Origin of the sequence: Salinispira pacifica (assembly GCF_000507245.1) — a bacterium.
In the GTDB taxonomy this organism is placed as follows: domain Bacteria; phylum Spirochaetota; class Spirochaetia; order DSM-27196; family Salinispiraceae; genus Salinispira; species Salinispira pacifica.
Map to the genome: position 1 here is coordinate 1276145 of NC_023035.1, position 24702 is coordinate 1300846.

A 24702-nucleotide genomic window follows, 5' to 3' on the forward strand; every position below is an offset into this window, starting at 1 on the left:
CATGCCTGACCTGAAACAGATACAGGATTATATGCGGCAGCAGCTTGAAGCTGGCAAACGGGCCCGCTATGTGAATGTTTCAGGTAACAGTCTGGAGGAAGCTCTTCACCAGGCATCCATTGAGCTGGGTATCCCTGTAAAAAAAATAGAATATGAAATTCTTGACCAGGGCTCCAAAGGAATGCTCGGAGTGGGAAAAAAGCCCTGTCTTATATTGGCCTATCCGGCCAGCAGCCCCGAAACAAGCGGGGAAGACCAGACCTTCCCCAGCAATTTTGATATCAGTTTCGAAATAAGCGCCAACAAAGACGGTAAAGTTTTTGTCCGCCGGAATGAAGACGGCGTATACATGAAAGTGAGCGCTCCCGAGGGCGACGGAGTACGTGTCACCGAAAAATCAGCCATGGATATTCTGGTGCATAAACAGGTGGCCGGCGTAGACAAAAGCATGGTCAGCAAGGTTGTGAAAAAGGCTGATAACATTTTCGTGAAAATTGCAGATCTCCGGCATGATCCCACACAGGATGCAATTCTCACCTTCGAACTCCAGGAAATGGAGATGCAGGCGTACATCAATATCCGCCCCCCCGGTGAACAGGGGGTAGATCCCGATAGAGACTCAATCCTCGGCTTTCTCCAATCCAATGGGGTGGTATACGGCTATCTGGATGATAGCATCAAAGAACTGGCTGATAATCCCGTATACGGTCAACCGGTACTTGTAGCGCAGGGTGATAAACCCAAAAATGGTGAAGACGGAAAAGTAGTTTATAATTTTGAGACAGACACCAACAGTATCCGCCTCAAGGAAATTGATGGAAAAGTTGATTATAAAGAGCTGAATAAAATCAACAACGTGGTGGCAGGCCAGGTTCTTGCAAAACTGAAAAAACCCACCAAAGGTGAAGCAGGGCAAACCGTCACCGGTAAACTGCTTCCCGCCCGTTCCGGGAAACCTGTTGAAATGGAAGTGGGCAATAACGTTCGCCTCAGCGATGACGGCACAACCGCACTTGCCGAAAAGAACGGTCAGGTAATCCTCATAAACGGCAAGGTAAGTGTGGAACCCATTTACGTTGTAAACAACGGTGTTGATTTGAAGACCGGAAACATTCTGTTTCTCGGCACCGTACTGGTAAATGGAAATGTGGAAGACGGGTTTTCTGTGAAAGCAGCCGGCAATATTGAGATTACCGGTTCCGTAGGAAAATGTGAGCTGGATGCCGAAGGTGATATTATTATCCGACAGGGCATGAACGGCAGGGAAAGCGGTTCGATTCAGGCCGGTGGAAACATCTATGCCAAATTCATTCAGAATACCAATGTTGAGGCTTCCGGAATGGTGGTGGTCAGCGACGGGATTATCAACAGCCACGTTTCAAGCGACAAGAAAATTCTCTGTAAAGGTAAACGTGCAAGCATAGTCGGAGGAACTCTCACCGCCGCTGAAGAAATCAATGCCAAAAGCATGGGCTCCGTGGCCAATGTGGAGACCCAGCTGGAAGTCGGGTTTGATCCCAAAAGCAAAGAAAAACTGGATGCTCTGGTCCACGAGCAGAAAGATGTTGAGAACAGACTTGAAGAATTGTCCAAGGATCTGAATATCCTGGAAAAAAATATCAAAACAAAGAAAAATCTGCCAGAGGATCGGAAAGAAAAGTATAAGCTGTTCAAGCAGGAGCAGATGGATCTTCAGACCCGGCTTGCAGAAATTGAAGATGAGCGAAATGACGTTAACTCCTATCTGGCGGAGTTGAAAGCCAATGGAAAAATATCGGCCTCAGGTACGGTTTTTGCTGGTGTTAAAGTGAATATTAAGGATGCTTACCTGGATGTCCGGAACGAATTCAAGTCTGTTACATTTGTAAATGAAAACGGAATGGTCAAAGTCACCAAGTACGAAGAAATTGAGGAGGACTTGACCATTAAACCCAAGGGAGGCTGATCTCCCGTATATTTTCTCCGGGAGAACCGGCCTTTACATGATCCGGTAAACCATGAAAACAGGGGCCGGGCGCTGAGCAGAGGAGCAGGATCATATGTCATTAAAACCCATTGATCTTCAGAATCTCTTTCTCCGTCTTAATATGATCAGCAAACAGCAGGCTGCCCAGCAGGAAGCCCCTGTACACGCCCAACAGGTTGCAGCCCAGGAAATTGAACAGAAAACCAGACAGATGGGAGAGAAAGTTCAACCCACTGAGGAAAGCTCCGACGGCCCTGAAAAAATACACGATGACCAGGCAAAAAGCCGCAGCAAATCCCACCAGTCTCCTGAAGGTGAACAGGGTGAGCAGGAAGAAGGTTCAGAAAAAGATGATCCATTCCGGGATCCGGATCTGGGCAACCGAATAGATATAAGTGGATAATAGATATCAGTGGATATTAGAGACCGGCATACAAACCGGCTCAGAACTCTCAAACGGCTGAATCATCAGCACATATAACATCCGGCAGGAATTTATGGACTTCGTTTTACTACTATTAATAAATCTGGCTATTCTGGCACTCATGTATCTGGCCCTGCGGCATCAGATTACACGGAATTATAACAGTGAAAACTTTATTGACCGTCTCCAGAAAGAAGTCAACGGCGTAATTACTGATCTGAACCAGACAACAGAAATGAACGTCCAGATAATCAGTCACGAATCAGAAAAACTGAAAAAACTCGAAAAGAAGGTTGAGGAGCGCATCGCTGAAATGCAGCAGATCTACACGCTTCTTGACAGCAGAGACAGCAGGTATCAGGAAATCCTTGATAACGCCAGGCGCATACAAAAAACACCGGGTCATCCGGCAGATCCATCCAAGGCCTACCGAAAAGCATCCGCCCCTCGCCAGCACGGTGATCCCGGGGCAACCTCCATTCAGTCCCGGCTGACGTCCCCGGGTATTCATGAAACAGATATTCATGAAACACAGGTGAACATGACCGAACCTTCTCCCGAAACTCAGGCTGATGCCCCTGTTCAGATACCTGAGCACACGGAAGGTGATTCAGATAACGATAATCTTACTCCCCGTGAAAAAGTGATGGGCTACTATCATCAGGGCAGAGAACTGGATGATATTGCTGCGCGAACCGGCCTTCCCCTTGGCGAAGTTGAGCTGATTATTGAACTTCACAAATAGCCTGTATACATATGTCCCATACATGAGAGAACATATTACATGAACAATCCCCAACAATCACATATCAGATATATTCACCAATCAGCGCAGAAATTTTTTCGCAAATCTGAGGCCTGGCAAAGCGATGAGGGTGCCGAAATGGTGCTCCAGGAGGCTCGAAGACGGGGCGGTGAAATGGGCCTGCGTGAGCTGCACTCCCTGCGCTCCTTGCTAATGTACGGCTCCTATCAATCCCTGATTCGGGCTGCAGATCAGCTGCACATGTTTCTCTATGACAGTTCACATGATATTGAACACAATTATCTCCAAGGCAACGATTCGGAACATGCCCCCCTGAAAACTCTGAAAAATCCGGGAGCGCTGGCAAAGAACTTCGGCGCCTCCTGCAGGAATTCAAAACAACCTGGAAAACCCAGTCCGGAAAAATGGAAGACAGCGAAAACCGTATGATGCCGGAAAAACAATCCAAGCCGTCAGTACTCCATCCGGTTTCAACCGATAATCCTGTATCAATCCATAATCCTGTGTCAGCCGATATTTCAGTGTCAGCCGAAAATCCTGTGTCCGTCAACAGCCAGACGGTGCGTATGCCGGATTACACACTGTTTGAAAAACCATTTGAACCAGGCCCCGCAAATGGATCCCGCTCTTTTCTACTTGGCATAGAATTCCAGAGCCGTGAAACACTCCCCAGCGCAAGAATATTCGTTGCCCTGAATGCTTTGAAACATCATGGAACTGTTGAAGCTCTACAACCTGATTTGCAGAAAATCAGAGAACTGGAAGCTGCCGGGCAATCTCCCCAAGTGGTTTTCCTGCTCTGTAAAAGTCCTAAGCCCGGCTTTGATCCCGAAGCGGCTATTAAAGATGCAGGGCTTAAGGTGTTTTTAATACTGCGGGTAGACTCAACATCCGGAGTCAGTCCTTCAGGCCATGAATGTGAATTGGACGAATACAACTCCGAGTCTTTCGGCATCAAGCTAGAGAAACAGGACATTCTATCAGTTTTCCGCTTCGCGTATAGCCGTCATGGGGAAGAAGAGCTGCCCCATCTTCTAAACCATTTGGATTCCGGTCAGCAATCTCCCGCAGCTCTTTTTCACTTCATAACTGTACACACACTCACTCAGCTAACACGATTCCCGGACAGAATGCTGAAGCTGAATCTTCAATGCAGGGTATCCTGTATTCACCCTCAAATCCAAATGCGGCTTAAGGAAATCTGCGCATTGGCGCTGAATAACAGTATCCGCCATGGAGAAAAGAACCTGGACATACACATTTCCCTTCTCCCCGATCAGGAAAAAACAATGGTTTTCCAGTATCGAGAGAATACCCCCCTCAGTACCGCACAAACTGAAGCTCACAACAGGGAACCCCGGCAAGCCTCTTCCCGAGAAACAAATCCGGCAGCCGGGATGGATGTAACGGATTCAATATCCGGCGCAGGACTTGGAATGGATGGAATCCGGCGCCTGGCCTTGAGCATCAGTCCAAAATCCAGCATGCCGGCAAAGGGCTCTTCAACAATAAACATCACCTTTTCCCGGGAGCTGAGCTATCAACCGTTGATCTACATAGAAGATTTGGGAGGAGAAATACGGGCTGTCCCCCTATACAGAGTTGCCGCAAGAGAACCGTTCGCCAAGGCCCGTCTAATCTACTCGGGAGAAAACTCCTGCCATTACAACACCAGAATGATGGGCCCCCAACCCCTTCACTTCGGGTACGAACTTTTGGAACAGTACAGTCTGGAAACTGAGGGCACGGGAGAGAAATCAAGGAATGAACCGCAAATCCTGCTGCTATATTGTCCCGGCGGCGGCTACGGTACATTTCTTATAAAGCGGGTAGTGGGGGCTGGAAGGGAGTTTGTATCTGTGGATGCTGATACTGTCTGGAGTGATCAGAAAGGATGCAGAGTTATCCTTTTATAACGCCCCAAACAATGTGGAAGTCAATCAAAATGCTGAATTCTCCGGTTAGCTAGGAAACACCACCTAACCGGAGGACTCAATGAATCCACTTCTTCCCCATTGCCCCAATCCCAGCTGCATCTACTTTGATGAAAGCGAGCTGATCCCCAACTGGTATTACATCCATGGCCGCTACTCCAGCAAAATCAATTATGGTATGCCCCGTTTCCGCTGCCGGGAATGCGGAAAAACCTTCGGTCACACCACCTTCTCCATCGATTACTACGTGAAAAAGCGGGTCGATTACAGCCGCCTCATCGCCGGACTGTGCAGCGGTTCCGGTCTCTGGGATATCACCCGTTTCACCGGCCATTCGGTGGATGTAATTCTCAACCGATTCGAGCGCCTGGCCCGGGCCGCCATCGCCGTACACTCAGATATCATGGCGGATCTGAATTTCGGCGAAAATCTGGTCATGGACGGCTTTGAATCGTTTTCAGTTTCCCAGTTCTACCCCAATAATATCAACATTGTGGCCGGAAGCAAGTCAGAATTTCTATATTCTCTTGGATATTCAGGGTTACGTCGAAAAGGAGCCAAGACGGAAAAGCAGAAACTCCGCCAGATTGAGCTGGAGAAAACGGCAAAAGCCCACCCGGAGGAGACAAAATGGAGCGTACAACACATTCTTGAGCATCTTTTTACCTGCCTGAAACAGAAATTGGGAGAAAAAGACTGGAACAGGACCCTCTTTACCGACAAGCATCGGGATTATCCCCGGGCGATGGAAGAGATTGAGGGGTTTGCCGGCAAGATCCTCCATGTGGCAATTTCCTCCAAGTTGACAAGAAATCATGCCAACCCGCTGTTCCCGGTGAATTATGCCGACCGGCAGTTTCGAAAAGATCTTTCGGATCATGTGAGAGAAACGGTGAAGTTCGCCCACTGCCCCAGTGCCATGATGAGCAGGATGAGCGTGTACCAGCTGTTTCACAACTGTCTGGTGTCCAGGCGGTTGACGGCGTACCGCAGAATGGATGACTCGACACATGCCGAGGCGGCCGGCTTGGAACCTGACAGGCTGTCACAGATTCTTGAGAACAGAATGTCCAGCCGGCCGTTTTTGAGCAAGCTGAATATCGACAGCGAAATGGAGAAAACCTGGAGGATGGGCTGGAAGATTCCCGGAGGGAAGCTTGGCAGATATGTTCCAAAGTTTATTGCAGCATGAGTTTATGGCAACATGAGATGGCCTCGGCGAGTTGGGCCTGACTGGTTCAGGGAAACGGGCTGCCTGGGTATGAGACAGAGAATACGCAGGGATTTCGGCTCTGGGGCTGTTTCCACATTGTTTGGGGCATAAAAAAAACGGTATGCCTGGACGTCGGAAAGCATACCGTTCAACGAGAGTCATCCTCTCTATTTATCATCTTCGGTGCGCTCCCGGAAATTCTTGACCCGTTTTTTGCTCTTGCGGATTAATTCCATGGTTTGTTGAGCTCCGGAGCCCAGTCTGGAATAGAGCGTTCTGCTGCGGCGCAGCGCTTCTTCAATATCCGGTGCATCGGGCAGCTTTGCAAGGCTTTCCATTACATCATTGATCAGAAAACCTGCTATCCGTCTGTTATCATCCCCAAGAAGCTGTGTGTCCAGATGATCCAGCAGCTGAAGCAGTTGTTCGAGGTTTGAATTGCCGGATTCATATTCTCTCATCTGGTCCAGAGCTTTTTCACACATCATGGAGATGCCGTTCAGCGATTCTGTCAGCGATTCAAGAATAAAAGTTGCATCGGATATCCTGATGTTTTGTCGAGGGTTGTCCTGGTGGGGGGCCATTCTTTCATGGATGTCGGTTCTCCTTTTCTCGCTATGAGGTATCTTTCCGGGATCAATATATTGAAAACCCGGAATGCGTCGGCTGAAAGGCGTGAGAGAATAGGTTTCGGGAGCGTCTGGCTTTCTCAGCTGATACTCAAACCAGTCGCAGAAAATATCCATCCGGGAATCACTGAGTATGGGGGTCCCTTCATAGCTTTCTCGTTCCACCGGATTTCCTGAGATGAGATATGAAAAACTCTGCTGTTCGCAGGGTTTGAATCGGCTGCCCCTGATTGCAAGGGTTTCCTCGATATATGAACCTTTGAAATGGGTTTGGTGTCCTGGAAAACCCATATCCAGACCCGCAGTGTATATGGGGCTGCAGCCCAGAAACCTCAGGAAATCCCATGCGGTGGTTGCAACAGATCCCCCTGATCCCAGGGAGGGCCGGGGAGGATACTGTTTTTCAAAGTATTCTCCAAGGGGAAACATGGATTTGCAAAACCGGGGCGTTCCGCCAAGGAGTCTGAATGTCCGGGGGTGAGCGGATGTCTCGCTGATGAGAATGGGCTGTATGGAATTACCGGGAAGGGAAAGCTCAGAAATACGTTCAAAGTGTTTGGTGTTCCAGTATTGGGGGTCTACAGCCAGTACAAAATCCGGATTAACACCATGTCGAAGGCAGAACGGATATGCCGTGTCCACTGCGCATACGGGCATTTTCCCTGCCAGGTTTTTTAATTCATGAGCCACTGATTCAATGCCCGGTCCTCCCGCTAAAAGGAGCGCCGGGCTGCCGGAAAATATCCCCTGGAGGGATGCAATATCCCCGCTCTGGTCGGTGAGAAAAAAGTTCTGGATGAGATTTTCCATCCATCGTTGCCCGAAGCGTTTCAGGGTGTTTCGGTTGATGGTATCCCGGTTGCTGAATCGCGCGCTGAGTTCCCGGATTCGATTGTACCAATCCCGATAAATTCTCTTATGCGCATCCAGGGAGAACAGGATGTAGCCTGCGTGAAACAATGCACTGAGCTCTTTTTCCCATGTGCCGCTGCTTTCTTCGTTCCAGGGTTCGGGGCAGATAATTCTGCATTCAGGTAAATCGGGTTCCCCCTGGTGAATCAGTTCAAGCCATTCAGCATGGGGTTCAAAGCAGACCACCTCGGCGTTGGGAAGGAGCTTCTGTATTGCATGGATATGATACCCTAAACCCAGGCCGAAAACCACGATTCCCGGGAGTTCCGGCTGCTTCCCGTCCAGAGCTTTTGCAGTGATTTTTTCCGCTTCCTTCACCGGGTTGCGCCTGCTGTGAAGGTGAATGGTTCCCAGTTCTGCACAGAGAATGCCCCGTTCATTCCGGTATATTTTTCCTCCGGGAAATTCAGGAGAGGGAGGGGTGGGATGATTACTCATTTTCCGACTCTCCTGAATCCGGGGGGGTGTCATCAAGATACAGGTTCAGTTCCATCCCTTCCTGGAAGGGAGTTCCCGGAGGAGGTGTCTGACGCTGTACCCAGCCGTTCCCGTGAATTCGCAAGGATAGATCTTCCCGTTCATAGAGCGCAAGCAGGGTTTTCAGGGGCAGCCCGCTGTAATCCGGTATCTGCGAGCTGATGGGCGGAAGCAGGGGTTCAGCAATTTCCAGAGATGAAGGAAGACCGGGAATTCTTTCACCACCGGCATCCAGCTGAAGATACGGGATAATAAACTCTCCCAGGTCTTTGATTACCGGAGCTGCGATTCTACCTCCCAGAAAACTGTCCCCCCTGGGATGCTGAATTACCACATACATGATCAGTTCCGGATTATCGCTTGGAAGTATGGCCAGTGTGCTGGCAATGAAGAGTTCATCGGAATACCGGCCGGTTTCCGGATCGATAACCTCTGCGGTGCCGGTTTTTACTGATATTTCCATTCCGTCGATAGCAGCTCTCCGACCGGTTCCTCCGCTGCCGCTGGCGGCATTCATGTATTCAAGAATTGCATCTGCCACCTCAGGCTCTAAAACCTCCCGTACCGGTGTTCGTCCGTATTCCCGGATAAGCTCTCCTGAGGGGCTCACAATGCGTTTGATGATGTGAGGCTTCAAGAGAACTCCCTCATTGGCGAGGGCGCTGGCCGCCTGCATCATCTGGATGGCGGTTACCCCGATTTCCTGACCGATGGCAATGGTGGGTTTACTTCTTCCTGACCAGCGCTCCACATCTGCGAGCAGTCCGGATTCTTCTCCGTTCAATTCGATTCCCGTGGGCTGACCGAATCCGAATCGACGGAGCAGATGGTAGAAGCTTTCCCGGTTCACCGTATCCGAGGCATAAGCGGCTCCCACATTGGAGCTGTACTGAATAATCCCCCTCGGGCCGATAACACCGTAATTACCCAGATCGGTGATGGGGATTGAGATACGGGGGTTGGTGTAGCCTCCGGATGTATTGAATCGGGAGCTGTCGGTTACTCCTCCCAGATGCATGAAGGAGGCCAGAGAGAATACTTTAAAAACCGACCCGGGTTCATAGCTCATTTGGATGGGACGGTTTCGCCGAACATCTTCATCAAACTCGTTGAAACGGTTGAGATCATAATCCGGTTTGCTTACATAGCTGAGCATATCTCCGTTTTTGGCATCCATCACCATGATCATCACCGAATCCGGTGAGTGCTGTTCCATCAGGTCTTCGGCGATCTGCTCAACGGCATTCTGAATAACGATATCGATGGTAAGAAAAATCTGACTGCCGTAGACTCTCTTCCGTGGATTGTCAGGAGCAGGACTCAAAAGCTCGTCCTGAGTGAACTCGATCCCTTCAAGGCCCGAATTATCGGTGCCGGTGAATCCGATAACATGGGAGGCTGAGTTGCCTTCAGGATACACCCTGCCCACATCTCTGCGCAGTGTTACCCCCGGCAGTTCACCCTGCTGTTTCAGGAGCTCAAGCACCTCGGCTTCCCCTGGAGTGATGGTTCGTTTTATCACCACGTCGCGGTTGGGAATGCTCAAGCGCTGAAGGATATCTTCCCGGGGGATATTCAGCACCCGGGAAAGCTGCTGGGCCGTAGCCTGAGAATCTTCAACATAGGGGGTCCACACGGTAACTGTGGGAAGTTCGCTTTGTATTGCCAGAAGTCTGCCATTACGGTCAAGGATCGGTCCTCTCTCTACATCAAGAACGCTGCCCGGCGGGTCGTACGTTTCTCCGGCGCTGAGCATGATTCGTCCATAATGAATGAGAAGGGTCACTGCAAAGAGCAGCAATGCTCCCCCCACAACGGCGATTCTCCGGTTTGACAACGATGTATTCACTGGAACCATATTACCGGGTATTCGGCTGCATTGGAAGATCCTGCGGAGGATGAGCGGTGGTGAAAATATCTTATTCTCCGGAACTCTCCGGTCGATAAGAACTATATGACCAGTATTATCAAACGTCAGATTGTTGAAGAGCGCTCCCATACCCGTCCGGAAAAAAACAGCCGCCGGAACGAACCGATGCGGCCTCTTGAAGTTATTTCCACTGATCCAGCTCGTCTCTGGAGCCAGGATAATAAACCGGGAAGAAAGAAGCTGTTCTCACGGGAAAAGCGGCAGAGCCTATCATCCAGCTCTCCGGCGATTATCAACTTCCCCGAAACAAGGCGGAAACCCTGGCCCGCAGGCGGAGGACCGGGAAAAGAGGGTAATGACCTTCAGATAAACTGGATCGATCTGCTGTTCATGTCCAATATGATAATGGTGCTGGTGCTGCTGGCACTCTTTCTCGGCCCCGCCCGGGGTTCCCTGAGCATGTATATCGACAGCCGCAGTCTGTATCTGCCTCCGGGGCTTTACAGCGGGGCGTTTGCCGTTCCCCATGATTCGGGAATACAGCTTTCTTCGGCTGCACCTGCCGTGGAAGATCTGCCTGATGTGGATCATAGCCAGTTTGACGCTCTTGAGGTGAGTGAATATCAAATCCAAAATGGAGATACCCTGGGGCAGATAGCTCTGGATTTTGATTTGAATATGGATACGCTCATCAGCTTCAATCAGATACGTGATGTACGGCGTATGCAGGTAGGTCAGTCGCTGCAAATACCCAATCGTGACGGCCTTTTGCATCATGTTGAGCAAGGGGATTCACTCAGCGCATTATCCGATGAATACGGAAGCAGCCTCAATGCAATATTGGATGCCAACTCCCTGGATTCGGAAACTATTTCTCCGGGAGATACAATCTTCATTCCGGGTGTAAAGATGAACCAGACCGATCTGAAGCTGGTCCTGGGAGAACTGTTCATATATCCGGCCAGTGGAAGATTCACAAGCGGATTCGGCTACCGGGCAGACCCGTTCACCGGAGCCCGCCGCTTTCACAATGGAGTTGACTGGGCGAACAGGGTGGGAACCCCAATAAAGGCATCAATGGCGGGTACAGTGGTACATGTTGAGTCCCAGATCGGAAACTACGGCCGTTTCGTGATCATACAGCATCCCCGCGGCTTTCAAACCCTCTATGCTCATATGGACAGCATAGCCGTATCCCGGGGAGAATATGTGTCCCAGGGGGAAATGATAGGCAGAATGGGAAATACCGGACGGTCCACCGGGCCACACCTTCATTTTTCATTGATTCGTAACGGTAATTTTGTAGACCCGTTGGCGTATTTACATTAGAATGGCCCTATCATTAAACAGCTATTCAAATAATCGCCAAAATACACGAGGGAGTTCAGCTATGCGGCGTATCGCAATATTCATTATCATTCTGCTGGCAGTATTTACATTTATTAATGCATACACTGTGGAGCGGAATAATGGAGTGGAACAGGCGCAGTTCTCCGTCATCTCTGACGGAGAATAAGCCTGACCGGCCCGGCAACTAAATCAGAACCCTGCATCAACATCCTAATTAATCAAAAAATTAATCAAAAATCCGACATACTGACAGACTCCTGAAAATCCTTCCGAAGATATCCCGGCGCAACGTAATAGGTCCGGGAAGAACGAGGTCAGGGACTCCGCTCCGAAATCGACAGGCCGTGGGGGCCGTTTTCAGGCCCCGTGACAATGCTTGTATTTTTTTCCGCTTCCGCAGGGGCAGGGGTCATTCCTTCCCACTTTCGGCTGGGAGCGGACAACTGTTGCGGCTTTCTGGCCGGGCAGGGGACCTTTGCGGGAGCCTGAGCCGGATCCGCCGGAGGCTGCCCTGGCACCCTGGGAAGGTGCAGCTCCCCCGGAACGGCTGAGAAGATTCAATTCCTGATGCTTCACTTCACCCCTGGGCATCTGTACCGCAGCGGGCTGCTCAAGGCCTTTGGTGCGTACCAGAATCAGCTTCCGGGCAACCGCCAGGCGGATTCGCTGTATCATCTCATCGAAGATCTGAAACCCTTCCAGTTTGTACTCAAGCAGAGGATTTTTCTGGGCGTAGCTTCTCAGGTAGACGGCTTCCCGGAGGGCTTCCAGGTTCTCAAGGTGATCCTGCCAGCCGTTATCAATATTCATCAGATATTCTCGGCGGAGAGCCAGGTTCAGAACATCCTTGCCGATATCCTGTTCCTTGGAGCTGAGTTCGTCTCTGATCAGGGCGCGAATGTGTTCACCCGCCTGCTCTGCGGTAAAATGGGCGTAATCTGATGTTTTACCCGGCAGGCTGTACAGCAGTTCCTCTTTCAAATGGTCTGCAAGCTCTGCCACACCGGCTTCTCCCAGTACCTTCCGGCTGCCGTATGCTTCGCTGAAGCCTTCCAGACTGTTTTCCACACTGGCCAGTACTCTCTGGATCAGTTCATCATCCTGAAGAATGCTGTCTCTCTGATCGTAAATAAACTTGCGCTGTTCGTTCAGTACATCATCAAATTTCAACAGATGTTTCCGGATTTCGAAGTTTCTTTCTTCAACCTTGTTTTGCGCCCGCTCGATGGCCCGGTTCAGAAGAGGGTGGTTCATGGCTACTTCACCCTGCAGTCCGGCCCTGGCCATCAGCGATTTCATATTTGCCGCTCCCCCTCCGAAGAGGCGCATCAGCTCATCATCCATGGATAAAAAGAATTTACTCCGACCGGGATCACCCTGACGGCCGCTTCGTCCCCTGAGCTGGTTATCTATCCGCCGGCTTTCATGCCGCTCGGTACCCAGAATATAGAGTCCTCCCAGCTCCTTCACCCGCCGGTTCTGGGGAATCCATTTTTCCCGTTCCTTTGCGAATGAAGCTTCCAGGGCGGCATCGTCCGCATCGCTTCCGGCGGCCCGCCGGGCTCTGAAATCGGGATTTCCTCCCAGTTTGATGTCGGTACCACGGCCGGCCATGTTGGTGGCGATGGTCACCGAACCTTCAGCTCCCGCCTCAGCCACAATCAGCGCTTCTCTGGCGTGGTTTTTTGCATTCAAAACCTCATGGCGAACACCGCGCTTGGTAAGAAGCTGTGAGAGCCGCTCGGATTTATCGATTGAAACGGTACCCACCAGAATAGGTTGACCCTTCCGGGATACTTCCTGGATCTCGTCGCAGATAGCGTTAAATTTTGCTTTCTCGTCCAGAAATATTACATCATCCTGGTCGTTTCGAATCACCGGACGGTTGGTGGGGATCACGGCCACATCAAGACCGTAAATTTTCTGAAATTCCTTTTCCTCTGTAGCAGCAGTACCGGTCATACCGCTGATCTTGTTGTACATTCTGAAAAAGTTCTGAAACGTAATGCTGGCAAGGGTACGGCTTCGCTGCTGGATTTTTATGCCTTCTTTGGCTTCGATAGCCTGATGAAGGCCTTCGCTGTAGCGTCTTCCGTGAAGAATACGGCCGGTGAACTCATCCACGATTTCCACCATGCCGTCTTTCACCACATAATGGGTGTCTTTGTGAAACAGCAGCTTCGCCCTCAAGGCCTGGGTTGCATAGTGAATATACTCAAAGTTTTCACTGTCATATAAGCTGCCGCTGAAGGTTTTCTGCTGCTGAAAAGCCGATTCAAGGCTGGTGAGACCGTCATCGGTGAAGCTGATCTTTTTGTTCTTTTCCTCCACCTTGTAATCACCCACCGGTTCTTCCGGATAATCATCTGTGGCCGGATCCTTGGCGCACTCCTGAAGATACTGAACCGCTTTTTTGGCTTCCACGTATTTTCGGGTGTCTTCCTGGGTGGGGCCTGAAATAATCAGGGGTGTTCTGGCGCCGTCTATGAGGATGGAGTCGATTTCATCGATGATGCAGTAGTGATGTCCCCGCTGCATCTTTTCCCGCCGGGAATAGCGCATATTATCCCGGAGGTAATCAAAGGCAATTTCGTTGTTGGTTCCGTAGGTGATATCTTTGTCGTAGGCATCCTTTCTCTGATCAAGGGGAAGCTGACCGATCACGTAACCCACACTGAGACCAAGATATTCAAAAACCGGACCCATCCATTCGGCGTCCCGCTTGGCAAGGTAGTCATTCACCGTCACCATGTGCACGCCCCTGCCTTCAAGGGCGTTCAGGTATGCGGGGGCAACACTTGAGAGGGTCTTCCCTTCACCGGTCTTCAGCTCCATGATTCTTCCCTGATGCAGGGCAATTCCCCCGAGGATCTGCACATCATAGGGCCGTTCACCCAGCGTTCGTCTGGCAGCTTCCCGCACCATGGCAAAGGCTTTGGGGAGAATTTCCGACATATCTCCCTGATCCGCAAGATGAGCTTTCATTTCACGGGTCCGGCTGAGAAAGTCTTCCGCTTCCAGTTTTCGTGCCCAGCTTTCCAAGGCGTTTATCTCATGAAGGATGGGCAGGAGATCCTTCAGATCCTGTTCATGTTTATTGCCGAATAACGATTCAAATAGTCCTTGTAACATGACATGAGTCTATACTCAGCTCCTTTGCCGGTCAAGATTGACAGAGAGTACCAGCCTCATTACTATCGTGGCATGTATACAGCTCTTGAGACCAGATCCGGAAAGCGGTGGCTGATCGCGAGTTTCGTTATCCCGGGTATTCTTCTGCTGATCAGTCTTTTCTCCTCCTGCGGAAGCGGAGGAGGGGGAGAAATTCTTGAGGCTGAAAAGCTTTTTGACCTTCCCGTGGGAATTCTCGAGGATGAGGTTGATATTTTTCACCGGGGCAACACTCTTCCGAATCGGAAAAATTCTCTCTATATGTATCAGGGCCTGATTTTTATCGGCAACTCCCTTGGATCCAAGGTGATGGAATTCTCCTCCTACGGTGACCTCATTTCTCTGATCTATAATGAAAATGAAAATCCCCGGCCGGTACTCCTCTCATCCCGTCAGGATGAGCAGATGGTGGTGAACCGCAGCGCCACCGCCTTTCCGTTCCGGGACATTGGTAATATTGCAGTAACGGAGGACCATGTCCTTCTGGTTGAGGATCACGTTGCCCCGGAGCGCAGACTTCTGGATCAGGAAACGGGAACCGCCCTGCAGCATGTGATTCACCGCTTTGGACCTTCGGGCAATTATCTGGATTATATCGGCCAGGAAGGTGTGGGCGGCACGCCATTTCCTTTTATTGTGTCCATGAATCTTACCGCCCGTGATGATCTGGTGGTTACCACCCGGAGCCTGAACGCCTACGAAATATTCTGGTACAACAGAGACGGCGATATTCTGTACACCCTTCGTATTGACGAAGATCATCTGCCTGCCGGCGACCAGGGCACCTTCCCGTCTCTGGAGACGATTTATCCCGATATGGAGGCATACCGCCTATACCTGCACGTGAATTTCGAGCAGGAGAACGGAGAGAATGTCACATCGGCGGTGTACACCCTTGATCTCCCCGAAAGCGTCTATAGCGGATCATTTGAGCTGCCGGAGAATCTCCAGCCCCTTCCGGGGCAGGAGGGGCTGGAATACATCCAGTATCTTTTCGAATTCATCGGGACCGCAGCTGACGGGCATTTATTTTTTATCAGCAGAAACAACAGTTTTGAACACACACTGATTATCATGGATAATGAGGGCAGGCTGGTTGCACGGAGAATTCTCCGGATCGAAAATCCCGATATTTTCTTCAATGATTACACGGTATCACGGGAAGGAATCATCACCGCCCTGCTGGGCGACCCCGGCGGAGTAGCCCTGTATTGGTGGAGGGCCGACGAACTGCTTCCCTGATTTCTTACGTGGATGCGGTTTCCGGAAATATTCCAGGGGAAGATCCCTGGAAATGGGGCCATGCAGGGAAACGCCCGTGCAGTGAAGCAGCGGAGAGAAAGGAAGATGTGATGGCAGAAGACAGTATTCAGAAACAGATCCGGGCCGGAGGATCAGCGGGACGGCCGGACGGTATCGGGGGTACTTTCGGATTTATTGCCGACACGGATCGTATGAGGGCTTTTGACCGTGAGTCGGCGGCCATTGTACCCGAAATGATTCTCATGGAGCAGGCAGGCGGTGCCATGGCCCGGGAGATGCTCAGGGATATTCAGAGCATTCCCGGACGACCTGGTTTCTGTATTCTCGCCGGCCCCGGCCATAACGGCGGAGACGCTCTGGTTGCTGCCCGTCATATTATCCGCGACGGCTATCCGGTGGAAGTTTTTTATCTGCACCCTTCAAAGGAAGATCAGCTACTCTCTGACATGCTGACAGCGTTGGACAGGGATCGGTCCAGGGTACACGCTCTCCGAAAGGATTCCCGGGATCAGGGCTGGGTCCGGTTGTGTGAATTTCTTGAAGCCCGGGAGCCGGAGGCTTCTTCGTGGGTTCTGGTTGACGGATTCCTGGGATCGGGTATAAGCCGTCCGCTGTTTCCTGCTCAATCCGAGACCGGCCCGAAAGCCGCCCATTCCGGCCCGGAGTTGAATCACGGAATGGAACGGCTGGTGAAGATCTGGAATTCATGGCCCGGCCGGCGCTATGCCCTGGATGTACCCAGTGGCAGCAGTGAAAAGGCTTCCCCCCGGTGGCCGGTGCTCCAGGCTGATGTAACCCTGGCTGTACAGTTTCCCCGGCGCTATCTCTACCGGCCCCAAATCCGGAAGTTCGCCGGAGATATCCGCACAATCACCATAGGTTTTCCTCCTTCCAGGCAGGAAGCCCTGATTGCTTCATACCCCGGCAAGGAAGCAGCCCTGACAGATACGGGACTCAGCGAACTGCTCACTCCCCGTATGCTCCGGCAGCTTGTTCCTCCCCTGCCTGCAGACGCCCACAAGGGTGTACGGGGAAAAGTGGAGGTGTACGCTGGCAGTCAGGGGATGACCGGTGCAGCCCGGCTCTCCGCCTCCGCCTCCCTCCATGCCTCAGCCGGACTGGTAAAACTGTACAATGCCGACCCCAGTGTCCTGGATGCTGCATCTGCAGGGGATCCCTCCCTCATGACAGGCATCCTTTCTCCCGACGGATTTCAGCCCGGAACCTGGGGCACCGCCGCACTGGCAGGACCGGGCTGGGGCCAAAAAAAGGACCAGAGAAAGGACCAGAGCGGTATTCTTGCGTCCCTCGGGGCTTCCAGCCTTCCTCTGCTTCTGGATGCCGATGCCCTGCAATTGGCGGCGGCGGATGCAGAATTGAAAATACTCCTTGCCCGCCGTGAACCGGCATTGATCATGACGCCTCATCCCGGGGAAGCCGCAGCTCTCCTGAACACTGATACCCAGGAAATTCTTCAGGATCCCCTGACCGCTGCAGGAAAAATTGCACAAAGCTTTCAGGCTGCTGTGGTGATCACGTCTTCCCTCAGCTATCTGGCGGATGAGAAGGGTCACAGCGCCGTGCTGGATGCCTCAAATCCGGCACTTGGAACTGCCGGCAGCGGGGACTGTCTCGGGGGTATCATTTCAGCCCTTTTGGGAAGGGGGCTGAATGCCTGGGACGCTTTGAGAGCCGGGGTGCTCATTCACAGTGAGGCAGGCAGAAGATGTTTTGCAGCTCTCGGGTTTTTTACATCTGCTGAACTGCTTCCCCGGGTTGGACAGATTATCGGGGAACTGCAGTTTGGAGGGGTGGACCAATGAGAGAACCGAAATCACCGGAGACCCGTATCCCCGGCAGCGATCAGTATCATTTTCACTACAGCCGGGAGGACCGGATGAATCTTGCAGGCGATACCCTGGGAAGGGTGGATAATCGCTCATGGTTCAGGAAAAACCGGGGAAATGTGCTGCTGATCATCGATATCCTGCTGATCATTATTATCTTCATCATATTCAATACCCTTCTGAAACCCGATCCCAGCACAGCCGAGAGCGGGAACCATCAATTCCAGCTCAGAGCAATGCAGTTCGGGGATGAAATTCTGGCCACAGTGAAGATCACGGCCCTGGAGGATCTGGTATCCGGAAGTCCGGGTACCGTTGAGGTGAGTCTTGAAACTGCCTCCGGCCGGGAAAATTCCGATGACTTTTCCCCCGAAGAATGGGTAATCCGGGATCTCCTGCCGGATCGAAGTGACAGAGAGCGGATAATCCGTTTTCGGCTACCCGGTGAACTGCTAGACCAGGACCGCAGCATTCCGGTAATTGTCGCCAGGCTGCGAACCGGAAACCGGGAGATTATTCTCCGCCGTCAGGTGAAACTTGAATAAACTGGAATAACGCAGTGAGAATCAGTACACTTATACCAAGGAGATACTGGAAATTCCCCAATTACGGATGTTTTCCGGATCTCTCAAAGGAGGAACAGAATGTTTCAAATATTCAGCTTATTTGTACTTGCATTAGGATTCTCAGGATTCATTCTCTCATTCGGATGGTTTGATCAGCGGTTGAAGTGCGGTGAAGTTTTCAGTGCAGAAAAAGTCCTTTCACCCAGGTTTGTACTGATGTTGGGGGTGGTAATGGCGATCCTCACCCTCTTGCGTCTCTTTTTCCCTCATCCGGGAAACCTTGCAGTCCTTGGGGATATTCTTCCGGTTCTCAGCGGGGCACTTGCCTCCCTTATGCTGATCAGCGACTATTTTGTCCAGAAATCCGAGGCGCCTGCAGCACTGTTCATCACTTTTGAACGCCTTTTTCTTCGACACAGAAATATCATCGGCGTTCTCATTGTTTTCATTGCCCTTGTGCACTTCATTTTTCCCGGAATACAGGTGCTGTGACAGCAGAAACATCTTCCTTCCCGTCAACGGTAATATCTGTTGCCGGTTTGTACTTCCTGGGCGGCCGGCTGTTGCTGGCCCTCCGGAAAGATGAAGGGGGAAGCATGGACGGCCGCTGGGAACTGCCCGGGGGAAAATGTGAAAATGGAGAATCACCGGAAACCGCCCTGGTGCGTGAATGGAAGGAGGAACTTCTGATCACTGTCCGGGTACTTGGTTTTTCCGGAAGCTCCGAATTTACCCATCGGGGAGTTCATCACCGGCTGTTGGGATACCGTGTTCAATCCCGGGAAGTCCCGGAAAATTCTCTTCTTCATGATAAAATTGAGTGGTTTTCCCGCCCTTCACTTGAAAAGCTTCTCAAAAATACGCCGGATCTCCTTGTTGATTCGGACCGGAAGCTCCTCAAAGCCCTCTTGACCCAAAACCTTCCGGATCTTCGTTAGTCAGACAGGTTTTGCTGCTCTCCCACCCACAGAAGAAATCTGACACAAATCCGTGACGACAGATGGAGGCCGGAGGAATCGGCAAATTACTGCCGGCATTCGGAAAAGCTGCGCTTAAATAACCGTCCCGTCGGGAATGATGGTGTTCTTCGGCACTACAATAATACCGTCCCGAACATAGTAAAATCCGTTGTCACCCTCTTTTCGGTCAATGTTATCGATTCCGATGCGGCATCCCTGGCCGATTCGGGCATTCTTGTCGATGATGGCGTTTTTGATCATGGTTTTTCCGCCTATTCCGATATCGGGAATGCCGCTCTCACGGTTTTCCTGTCTCTCAACAGGTGTTTCGTAATAGTCGGCTCCCATGCAAATTGCTCCGTCCAGGTTCGCACCGGATTCAATAAAGGTACGGATGCCCACAATGGAATTGGTGATATTCGCGTTGGTGATGATGCAGCCGTCGGCGGTCAGGCTCTGGCTGATTGAGCTGAAGTTGAATTTACTGGCGGGCAGGTCCCGTTTATGGGTGTAGATAGGCATGGCCTCGTCATAAAAATTAAACGAGGGGTAAATGCCCGCCAGACTGAGATTCGTTTCATAGAAGTTCCGGATGGTACCGATATCTTCCCAGAATCCTGTGTATATATAGGACTGAACCTTGTGCTTTTTTATCAGTCCCGGAATGATTTCATGACCGAAATCGGTGAGGGCATTGTCCAAAGCCTTTTCCATTACGTCTGCCTTGAAAAGGTATATACCCATGGAGCCCAGATAATCCCGGCCTTCCTTGCGCATCTCTGTGTCGGGATGAAGGCGGTCGGGAATGCGCATTTCTTCAATGTTCTGCCCGGGTTCGGGTTTCTCCAGAAAGCCCTTCACCGTACCTTTGCTGTTCAGTTCCAGAATTCCGAACCCCCCGGCGGCGTCCCTGCTTACCGGGGTGGCTGCAATTGTGGCGTCTGCGCCGCTTTCGATATGCTTGAGAAAGAAATCCGCCAGATCCATTCTGTAGAGCTGATCGCCTGAAAGAATGAGATAGTGGCTGGGTCGCTGGGTTTTAAAATGATGCATGTTTTTCCGTACGGCGTCGGCGGTTCCTTCATACCAGCCCGCCTGATCAAAACTCTGCTCGGCGGCCAGAATTTCAACAAAACCTTTGGTGAAGGAATCGAAGATATAGGTGTTTGCCAGGTGGAGATGCAGGGAAGCTGAGTTGAACTGGGTCAGCACATAGATGTTTTTAAAACCTGCATTTATCGAATTGCTGATGGGAATATCCACCAGCCGGTATTTTGCGCCGAAGGGAACGGCGGGTTTGGCCCGGTTCTTAGTAAGGGGATAGAGTCTTGTCCCTTTTCCTCCGCCGAGAATAATTGTAAGAACCTGGGGCATATGAATCTCCTTAACTTACTGTGTCCTATATCATCTTGAGAAAAATTGTCCCGATCTGCAAGGGGGAAAAGGCCGAACTAAACCGGTTAATTCTTCTTTTTTTTCGGAAAACCGGGTAGGATAGTGCAATGCCCGAAAACGGAAAAACGATGAACGCCCAGGATGAGGATATTATCCAGCAGCTCCGGAATGATCCGGATTTTATGAAACACGTCACCCACTGGGAGGTGATCCCCCCCAGGGAAGGTGTGTATTCGGAATTTCCCCCGGAGCTTAATCCCAAAATAGCTGACGGCCTCAGGAACAGAGGGATAGACCGGCTCTACAGCCATCAGGCTGAAGCATTCACCAGCTCACATGCGGGAAAGCACATGGTAATCGTCACCCCCACGGCTTCCGGAAAAACCTTGAGCTACAATCTGCCCGTACTCCAGACCATTCTCAACGAGCCGGACAGCAGAGCGCTGTATCTTTTTCCCACCAAGGCTCTGTCTCAGGATCAGCAGTCAGCGCTGAATGAACTCACCCTGAACTCCGAACTGGGGGTGAATATCGCCACCTATGACGGCGACACTCCTGCAAGTCTCAGAAGCAGCGCCCGGGAGAAAGGACAGATTATCATCAGCAATCCGGATATGATGCACGCGGGAATTCTTCCCAACCATCCCAAGTGGATCAAGTTTCTGAAGAACCTCCGCTACATCGTGATCGATGAGCTTCATGCCTACAGGGGGATTCACGGCAGTCATCTGGCCAACCTGATCCGGAGAATTCAGAGAATATGCCGGTTTTACGGCAGCAGTCCCCGGTTCATCTGCTGCTCCGCCACCATCGGAAACCCTGCAGAACTGGCAGCCAGAGTGATTAATTCTGATGTGGAACTCATAGATACCAACGGAGCCCCTTCCGGGGAGAAGCATCTGGTGCTTTACAATCCTCCGCTGGTTGACCGGGTACAGGGCATCCGCCGGGGAACGGTAAAAGAGAGCCAGAGGATCGCCCTGAGACTGCTCAGGGGCGGGGTGAAGACCATCGTCTTTGCCCGGAGCAGAGTCCGGGTTGAGCTTATTGCCGGCTACATCAGAAAAAGCCTTGAAAATCTCTACAGCGACAATGAACGGATCCGGGTGGAAGCCTACCGGGGCGGATATCTTCCGAATGAGCGACGGGAAATTGAGAAGGGTCTGCGTGAAGGTCTCATACAGGGGGTGGTTTCTACCAATGCACTGGAATTGGGTATTGATATCGGTGGGCTTGATGCGGCGGTAATGGCAGGGTTCCCTGGTTCCATCGCATCGGTATGGCAGCAGGCAGGAAGGGCAGGGCGAAGCGCCAGCCGGAGCATTGCAATCCTCGTGGCCTCCGCTTCTCCTTTGGATCAGTACATGGTCAAAAACAACGGATACTTTCTGGGCTCCAGTCCCGAGGCGGGGTTTATTAATCCGGAAAACTTTTATGTCCGAATGGATCATATTAAATGCGCAGCCTTCGAGCTTCCCTTTCCCGAAAACGGGGACCGGGAGTTTCCCGACGCCCCCATGTTTCTCCGGATTCTGGAGGAGGATGGCACGGTACGATTGAGCCGGGGAAGATACTACTGGTCCGACCGGGGCTATCCCGCCGAGGGAATCAGCCTGCGCTCGGCAACCACCGACAATGTGGTGATTATCGATACAACCGCCGGAAAAAATACCGTCATCGGGGAAATGGACCGACCCAGCGCCAAGGAGCTGATTTATCCCAAAGCCGTGTACATTCATCGGGGGGAGCAGTATGTGGTACATCAGCTCGATCTTGAAGAGCGCCGCTGCTATGTGGAGCAGAAAGAGCTGAACTACTACACTGATGCAGTGGTGAAACGGGACATCAAGGTGCTTGAAGAAGATGAGCAGCATCGAGTTCTGGGGGCAACTGTGGTGTTCGGGGATATTCTGGTGCGTACCCAGGTCGCCAAATTCAAGAAGCTTCGATTCAACAGTCATGAAAATATCGGTTTCGGCGAAATTCACCTTCCCGAAGAGGAAATGCACACCAATTCGGCGGTAATCCTCCTGGAGAAGGATTCTCCTCCCGGAAAAATATTTCTCTCCAGGGAACCCGGTGAACAGACAGCAGTGATCAGCCGGCTGGGTAACCTCATCCAGGCCACCGCACCCGCCTTCCTGCTCTGTGATCCCAGGGATCTGGGCATCGCCGAGCGGATACGGGATCCCCATTTTGCTTCTCCTGCACTATACGTATACGATAAATATCCCGGAGGATCAGGACTCAGTGCGACTCTGGTGGGAAAACTCCCGGAAATACTTCGGGCATCCCTTGAGCTTGTGGAAAACTGTCCCTGTGAGGAAGGCTGTCCTTCCTGCATCGGCCCCCGGCTGAAAGATGAAGAGATCGGAGAGAACCCCAAGCCCATGGTAATTCAGTTTATCTCCCGCTGGATGGAAGCCACCGGCAGCTGATCAGCCCGCCGGCAGCTGATCAGTCCACAGATCGGCCAAGTGCGGGAAAATCGGAACGTGCCGGCGACGGCTGAAATTTATACACACAGGAGAAAGAGGCAGCCCGGATGGATCTGTACGAACGAATAAAAAAGATCAAGGAGCAGCAGTCTCAAAAGCCCTCTCCGGCCGCAAAATCTTCTCCGGCCCATACGCCCTCTCCGACCCGTAAGCCCTCTCCGCCGCCGGAGACCGCCGGCAGCCGTCATGAAACCCGGCGGGAAATTCCCCCGGCACCGGCCCCATCAGATGGGGCAGCCCGGGCCCGTTCAGATGGATCAGACGGGTTGGATGAATCCGCCCCCGCTGAATCACGAGGGTGGATATCCCTTTATCCTATGGTCTGGACCAGGGTCCTAAACTATGAGCTTTCTCCACCCTCATCTTCCCCTCACCCCGGGCTTGGGTGGAACGGCAGCGGCTGGGATGAGTACCGTTATTACGATACCGAGACCACAGGGCTCTCATCAGGTGCGGGCACCTATGTGTTTCTGTTCGGTTCGGGCCGTTTTACGGATCAGGGTTTCCAGGTTCAGCAGTGGTTTCTGGGGGATTTTCCCTGGGAGCCGGAGTTCCTCACGGCTATGGGGGAATCAATGGAAGAAGAAGCTGTGTATGTAAGCTATAACGGAAGAAGTTTCGATTATCCCCTTTTGACCAGCCGCTATGTGATGAACGGTCTGGTCTGCCCCATGTACCGTCAGCTGGATCTTCTCTATATTGCCCGGCGTCTTTTCGGCCAGGGGCTTGAGCGATGCAGACTTTCGGATATGGAGGACCACGTTTTGAATATCCGGCGGGAGCTGGACATTCCCGGCAGCGAAATCCCCGATCTCTATTTCAGGGTCCAGAGGGAAGCCGATCTAGAGATAGAAGGGAAGATGCCCTCCGCCTACCGGGATCTTGAACCGGTTTTCGCCCATCACGCCCAGGATATCGTGAGCCTTGCCAGGCTCCATATCCGGATGCACCGGGAGTTGGAAAATCTGCAGCAGGGTGTCCTGACGCCTGCAGTCTCTGTGAAAGGTGCTGCCAGGCAGCTTCTTTCGGCGGGCATGGAAAAAGAAGCCCTGGATATCCTGAGAGAACATGCAGCAGGGCAGAGGGAGCTTCTCATGCTGGCGGGGCTGCTGAAACGGCGCAGGGAGTACGAAGCTGCCTTTCCCGTATGGCAGAAACTCTTTGAAACGTACCGGGATCATGATGCGCTTACCAATATCCTCATTGAATTCGAGCACCGGCGAAAAGATTATTCTTCAGCCCTCCGGCTGATAGACAGGGTTCTGCAGGAAGAACGCTCCGGATTGAAAGAAGAGCTGCCGGGACTTACCCCGGATGCGGGCCGGGATCCGGCTTCGGCAGATCCCGGGGGCTCAGGAAATCGGGCAGCTCAGGAGCACGGGGCTGAGGATATCCGGATACGCCGGCTGGAATACCGGAGGGAACGGATCCGCCGGAAGATCTCCAGAAGGGGGTGAGCCCC

The 24702-nt window shown here is 51.8% G+C and carries 19 protein-coding genes; 15 read left to right on the forward strand and 4 right to left on the reverse strand.

Annotation, left to right across the window (positions count from 1 at the left end; all coding sequences use genetic code 11):
• Position 1 precedes the first annotated feature (1 nt).
• The 6 genes from L21SP2_RS05645 (at position 2) to L21SP2_RS05670 (ending at position 6282) form a co-directional block, all read left to right on the forward strand.
• Positions 2 to 1945, forward strand: a complete 1944-nt coding sequence (locus L21SP2_RS05645; protein WP_024267530.1) for a FapA family protein — start codon at positions 2 to 4, stop codon at positions 1943 to 1945.
• A 94-nt stretch (positions 1946 to 2039) separates the two neighbouring features.
• Entirely contained in the window at positions 2040 to 2369 is a 330-nt protein-coding gene (locus L21SP2_RS05650) for a hypothetical protein (RefSeq protein ID WP_024267531.1), read from the forward strand.
• A 94-nt stretch (positions 2370 to 2463) separates the two neighbouring features.
• Positions 2464 to 3135: a DUF6115 domain-containing protein gene (locus tag L21SP2_RS05655; RefSeq protein WP_144082937.1), complete on the forward strand. Its 672-nt coding sequence runs from the start codon at positions 2464 to 2466 to the stop codon at positions 3133 to 3135.
• 39 nt (positions 3136 to 3174) lie between these two features.
• Complete coding sequence (locus L21SP2_RS05660; RefSeq protein ID WP_041401243.1) at positions 3175 to 3585, forward strand: hypothetical protein; 411 nt, start codon at positions 3175 to 3177, stop codon at positions 3583 to 3585.
• Positions 3586 to 4364: 779 nt separating this feature from the next.
• Positions 4365 to 5072, forward strand: a complete 708-nt coding sequence (locus L21SP2_RS18325; RefSeq protein WP_144082938.1) for a hypothetical protein — start codon at positions 4365 to 4367, stop codon at positions 5070 to 5072.
• Between the two features lie 79 nt (positions 5073 to 5151).
• On the forward strand, positions 5152 to 6282 hold the full coding sequence (locus tag L21SP2_RS05670) for a hypothetical protein (protein WP_024267535.1): 1131 nt from the start codon (positions 5152 to 5154) through the stop codon (positions 6280 to 6282).
• 188 nt (positions 6283 to 6470) lie between these two features.
• Here the strand turns inward: L21SP2_RS05670 and L21SP2_RS05675 are convergent, their stop codons facing one another.
• Complete coding sequence (locus L21SP2_RS05675) at positions 6471 to 8282, reverse strand: motility associated factor glycosyltransferase family protein (protein WP_024267536.1); 1812 nt, start codon at positions 8280 to 8282, stop codon at positions 6471 to 6473.
• Positions 8275 to 10170, reverse strand: coding sequence for a penicillin-binding transpeptidase domain-containing protein (locus tag L21SP2_RS05680; RefSeq protein WP_169730433.1), 1896 nt, complete (start codon positions 10168 to 10170; stop codon positions 8275 to 8277). Before L21SP2_RS05680 ends, L21SP2_RS05675 begins: the two co-directional genes overlap by 8 nt.
• Before the next feature lie 105 nt (positions 10171 to 10275).
• Here L21SP2_RS05680 and L21SP2_RS16945 point away from each other — a divergent pair, with 105 nt between their 5' ends.
• Both L21SP2_RS16945 and L21SP2_RS19015 read left to right on the forward strand, forming a co-directional pair.
• A complete protein-coding gene (locus tag L21SP2_RS16945; RefSeq protein ID WP_024267538.1) occupies positions 10276 to 11520 on the forward strand; it encodes a M23 family metallopeptidase in 1245 nt (414 codons plus the stop codon).
• A 61-nt stretch (positions 11521 to 11581) separates the two neighbouring features.
• The gene (locus L21SP2_RS19015; RefSeq protein ID WP_024267539.1) at positions 11582 to 11707 is read left to right on the forward strand and encodes a hypothetical protein; all 126 of its coding nucleotides are present in this window, start codon (positions 11582 to 11584) and stop codon (positions 11705 to 11707) included.
• A 191-nt stretch (positions 11708 to 11898) separates the two neighbouring features.
• Here the strand turns inward: L21SP2_RS19015 and secA are convergent, their stop codons facing one another.
• Positions 11899 to 14673: a preprotein translocase subunit SecA gene (gene secA, locus L21SP2_RS05690; RefSeq protein ID WP_024267540.1), complete on the reverse strand. Its 2775-nt coding sequence runs from the start codon at positions 14671 to 14673 to the stop codon at positions 11899 to 11901.
• 72 nt (positions 14674 to 14745) lie between these two features.
• On the opposite strand from secA, the gene L21SP2_RS05695 reads away from it, so the two are divergent.
• The 5 genes from L21SP2_RS05695 (at position 14746) to L21SP2_RS05715 (ending at position 19326) form a co-directional block, all read left to right on the forward strand.
• Complete coding sequence (locus tag L21SP2_RS05695) at positions 14746 to 15954, forward strand: LIC_12708 family protein (RefSeq protein WP_024267541.1); 1209 nt, start codon at positions 14746 to 14748, stop codon at positions 15952 to 15954.
• 110 nt (positions 15955 to 16064) lie between these two features.
• Entirely contained in the window at positions 16065 to 17798 is a 1734-nt protein-coding gene (locus tag L21SP2_RS05700; RefSeq protein WP_144082940.1) for a bifunctional ADP-dependent NAD(P)H-hydrate dehydratase/NAD(P)H-hydrate epimerase, read from the forward strand.
• Positions 17795 to 18367, forward strand: coding sequence for a hypothetical protein (locus L21SP2_RS05705; RefSeq protein ID WP_024267543.1), 573 nt, complete (start codon positions 17795 to 17797; stop codon positions 18365 to 18367). The genes L21SP2_RS05700 and L21SP2_RS05705 overlap by 4 nt, the downstream gene beginning before the upstream one ends.
• Positions 18368 to 18466: 99 nt before the next feature.
• A complete protein-coding gene (locus L21SP2_RS05710) occupies positions 18467 to 18880 on the forward strand; it encodes a hypothetical protein (protein ID WP_024267544.1) in 414 nt (137 codons plus the stop codon).
• Complete coding sequence (locus tag L21SP2_RS05715) at positions 18877 to 19326, forward strand: NUDIX domain-containing protein (protein WP_024267545.1); 450 nt, start codon at positions 18877 to 18879, stop codon at positions 19324 to 19326. Before L21SP2_RS05710 ends, L21SP2_RS05715 begins: the two co-directional genes overlap by 4 nt.
• 114 nt (positions 19327 to 19440) lie before the next feature.
• On the opposite strand, the gene L21SP2_RS05720 is transcribed toward L21SP2_RS05715, so the two are convergent.
• Positions 19441 to 20721 carry a glucose-1-phosphate adenylyltransferase gene (locus L21SP2_RS05720; RefSeq protein WP_024267546.1) on the reverse strand — a complete coding sequence of 427 codons (1281 nt, stop codon included), beginning with the start codon at positions 20719 to 20721 and terminating at the stop codon, positions 19441 to 19443.
• A gap of 128 nt (positions 20722 to 20849) precedes the next feature.
• Between L21SP2_RS05720 and L21SP2_RS05725 the strand changes: the two genes are divergently transcribed.
• Together L21SP2_RS05725 and L21SP2_RS05730 are read left to right on the forward strand one after the other, a co-directional pair.
• Positions 20850 to 23180 carry a DEAD/DEAH box helicase gene (locus L21SP2_RS05725; protein WP_024267547.1) on the forward strand — a complete coding sequence of 777 codons (2331 nt, stop codon included), beginning with the start codon at positions 20850 to 20852 and terminating at the stop codon, positions 23178 to 23180.
• A gap of 107 nt (positions 23181 to 23287) precedes the next feature.
• A complete protein-coding gene (locus tag L21SP2_RS05730) occupies positions 23288 to 24697 on the forward strand; it encodes a ribonuclease H-like domain-containing protein (RefSeq protein ID WP_024267548.1) in 1410 nt (469 codons plus the stop codon).
• Positions 24698 to 24702 lie beyond the last annotated feature (5 nt).

What these genes read in the sequence shown, in the direction of transcription:
- L21SP2_RS05645 (WP_024267530.1), top strand. Translation starts at nt 2, where the DNA reads ATGCCTGACCTGAAACAGATACAGGATTATATGCGGCAGCAGCTTGAA.
- L21SP2_RS05650 (WP_024267531.1), top strand. Translation starts at nt 2,040, where the DNA reads ATGTCATTAAAACCCATTGATCTTCAGAATCTCTTTCTCCGTCTTAAT.
- L21SP2_RS05655 (WP_144082937.1), top strand. Translation starts at nt 2,464, where the DNA reads ATGGACTTCGTTTTACTACTATTAATAAATCTGGCTATTCTGGCACTC.
- L21SP2_RS05660 (WP_041401243.1), top strand. Translation starts at nt 3,175, where the DNA reads ATGAACAATCCCCAACAATCACATATCAGATATATTCACCAATCAGCG.
- L21SP2_RS05670 (WP_024267535.1), top strand. Translation starts at nt 5,152, where the DNA reads ATGAATCCACTTCTTCCCCATTGCCCCAATCCCAGCTGCATCTACTTT.
- L21SP2_RS05675 (WP_024267536.1), bottom strand. Translation starts at nt 8,282, where the DNA reads ATGAGTAATCATCCCACCCCTCCCTCTCCTGAATTTCCCGGAGGAAAA.
- L21SP2_RS16945 (WP_024267538.1), top strand. Translation starts at nt 10,276, where the DNA reads ATGACCAGTATTATCAAACGTCAGATTGTTGAAGAGCGCTCCCATACC.
- L21SP2_RS19015 (WP_024267539.1), top strand. Translation starts at nt 11,582, where the DNA reads ATGCGGCGTATCGCAATATTCATTATCATTCTGCTGGCAGTATTTACA.
- secA (WP_024267540.1), bottom strand. Translation starts at nt 14,673, where the DNA reads ATGTTACAAGGACTATTTGAATCGTTATTCGGCAATAAACATGAACAG.
- L21SP2_RS05695 (WP_024267541.1), top strand. Translation starts at nt 14,746, where the DNA reads ATGTATACAGCTCTTGAGACCAGATCCGGAAAGCGGTGGCTGATCGCG.
- L21SP2_RS05700 (WP_144082940.1), top strand. Translation starts at nt 16,065, where the DNA reads ATGGCAGAAGACAGTATTCAGAAACAGATCCGGGCCGGAGGATCAGCG.
- L21SP2_RS05705 (WP_024267543.1), top strand. Translation starts at nt 17,795, where the DNA reads ATGAGAGAACCGAAATCACCGGAGACCCGTATCCCCGGCAGCGATCAG.
- L21SP2_RS05710 (WP_024267544.1), top strand. Translation starts at nt 18,467, where the DNA reads ATGTTTCAAATATTCAGCTTATTTGTACTTGCATTAGGATTCTCAGGA.
- L21SP2_RS05720 (WP_024267546.1), bottom strand. Translation starts at nt 20,721, where the DNA reads ATGCCCCAGGTTCTTACAATTATTCTCGGCGGAGGAAAAGGGACAAGA.
- L21SP2_RS05725 (WP_024267547.1), top strand. Translation starts at nt 20,850, where the DNA reads ATGCCCGAAAACGGAAAAACGATGAACGCCCAGGATGAGGATATTATC.
- L21SP2_RS05730 (WP_024267548.1), top strand. Translation starts at nt 23,288, where the DNA reads ATGGATCTGTACGAACGAATAAAAAAGATCAAGGAGCAGCAGTCTCAA.